General features: G+C 54.1%; 2 protein-coding genes. Both read right to left on the minus strand.

What is annotated here, in order from left to right:
- A partial coding sequence (locus tag ACLD7X_RS16450) for a hypothetical protein (RefSeq protein ID WP_411424764.1) occupies window positions 1-273 on the minus strand: 273 nt, incomplete at its 3' end.
- Complete coding sequence (locus ACLD7X_RS16455) at window positions 273-491, minus strand: hypothetical protein (RefSeq protein WP_411424765.1); 219 nt, start codon at window positions 489-491, stop codon at window positions 273-275. The genes ACLD7X_RS16450 and ACLD7X_RS16455, both read right to left, overlap by 1 nt.
- Window positions 492-2,037: the final 1,546 nt, after the last annotated feature.

A 2,037-nucleotide genomic window follows, 5' to 3' on the forward strand; every position in this document is an offset into this window, starting at 1 on the left:
CCGAGCACGCACGTAGTGAGACACAGGTACCCCCGAAGTAAACCGGTAACCCCAAGATCCCACCCACATAAACCGCCGACCCGCCACATTCCCGGTGGTTGCCGCGAACTCACCGTAAGGCTTGTAATCCGCCGTGAACACCGCATTCGTGGCCGCATCATAACCCGCCACCACGTTGCCCAGAGCGTCTCGGCCATAGGTCAAGATATCGCCCAGGCCGTCGTACTCGTATTCCACCTGGCCATTGCGGCTGATGTAGTTTTTAACCGGCATTAGGTTCGCTCCTGCAAGTAGTCGGTGCCATCCCAGACAATGGTGGTTAGGGCTCCCGAGACGTTTTCACTTCGCTTTTGGCCGTTGCCATCATAAGTATATGTGGTTTTGGCTCCATTGTGGTCAAGAACCTGCAAACGGTTCTCTTTATCGTAGGCCATCGTCGTCGTGATGGCCACCGTTCCATTCGGCGGCTCAAAGCCAACGATCCCGATCAAGTTCCCGTTCAGGTCGTAGGTGTGGGTCGTGAGCTTAGAGCCGTCGGAAGACTTACAGCTAAGTATCTTTGCCCAATGTGTGGATGCTGACCTAGGAACAATCAATGGTCCAAAAGCAGCTGGGATCTCCGAAACAACCGTACTGCCGCACAAACCACGGCTATCGGTTCATTCGAAATGTAAGCCATCTTCGTACTATTCCTCCGCTCTGGATCTCCGTACCCGGGCCTTGTACGGAAACAACTCCCTTTGCACTGGGATCCATCCCTGGCTGCCAGAAGATCTCACCGTTTTCAGAGCTTATGCTTGATATTGATCTTCCACCCACGTTAGGATGGAGCGTTATAACTCCGTTTACCTCCCGATAAACGGCGCGAGGATTAAATGGCGCGTGCGAAGGAAGTAAGACGACCGGCAATGTCACTTCACCCTTTGTCTTAAGTTGTTGAACGCTCTTCTCGCTCAATACAAACTCTTCGGTTGCAGTGGCCAGAATGTACACATACATTATTAGCACGAAGACGGCTACAGCCAAGCCAGCGATCCATAATCTCCCACCCTTCATCCGCACGACCCACCGCAGCACCTTCTCGTCTTAGCACGTAAAAAAGGCGAACCAGAAAGCGACCTTGATACACTGAGTGCCGTGAGACCTGTTCCTGGCCCGGCGTGCGGTGATTTCCAGTCCAATCCCCAGGCAGCAGATAAACCAGTCCCGATTCGGTAAGTCCAATCCGGAAACGCGGTGTGCGCCACCCCCCCATCGACCGTAACGACATCTTGGAACGCAGAAAACTTCAGATATCCTCTCACCACAATGGGGGGAGCCGACGCAAGGAGCGCACTGAGCGCGGGACTCAGAGTTGCGATCTTTGGTGCACCCAGCCGGCCCGAGACTTCAAACCAAATCTCCGAATCGCATCCGTTAGATTTCGTTCGCAGAGAGCGTATTCTGGCCACGCCAAGACCACGATCAGTTTGTCCATTAAGGTAGTACTCTGACGTCCCCGTCTCTACTCTCAGACTCGGATCCGCGGCACCGATGTTGCACGACGGAATCGTTACCTGCACAAAGAGCTTGCAGCTAAGCGGTTTCGAGATTGGATCACCATAAGATAACTCATTTGTATTCCCTAGAGCTGGGCTTCCAGGAAATGGTTGAAAATAGTGTCGATATATTGCACGACTCCTTGAAATATATGCACACATCTGAACCCAAATCTTAGTCAATCCACTTGGATCCGTGGCTGCAGTTGCCTGCCCCCCCACATACCCAAACGCCGGTTCCGTCGGCCACAGCGGATCGACGCTCGTCCAAATCCCCATGGGAAAGCCGTAATGACGGGCCCGGACGTAGTGACTCACCCACTCCCGCCGAGTTTCACGGTAGCCAAGGCCACCCACCCATCCAAAACGACCCACATCGTTCCATTCGGCCCGGGTTTCGCCGTAAGGGTCGTAGCTACGATCGGCGGTCAGCCAGCCATCTTTGTAGGTCGCAACTACCGAGCCCAAAGCATTTGTCACCACCGCAACCTGATCCGTC

It is taken from the genome of Aphanothece microscopica RSMan92, from assembly GCF_046613545.2.
In the GTDB taxonomy this organism is placed as follows: domain Bacteria; phylum Cyanobacteriota; class Cyanobacteriia; order PCC-6307; family Cyanobiaceae; genus NIES-981.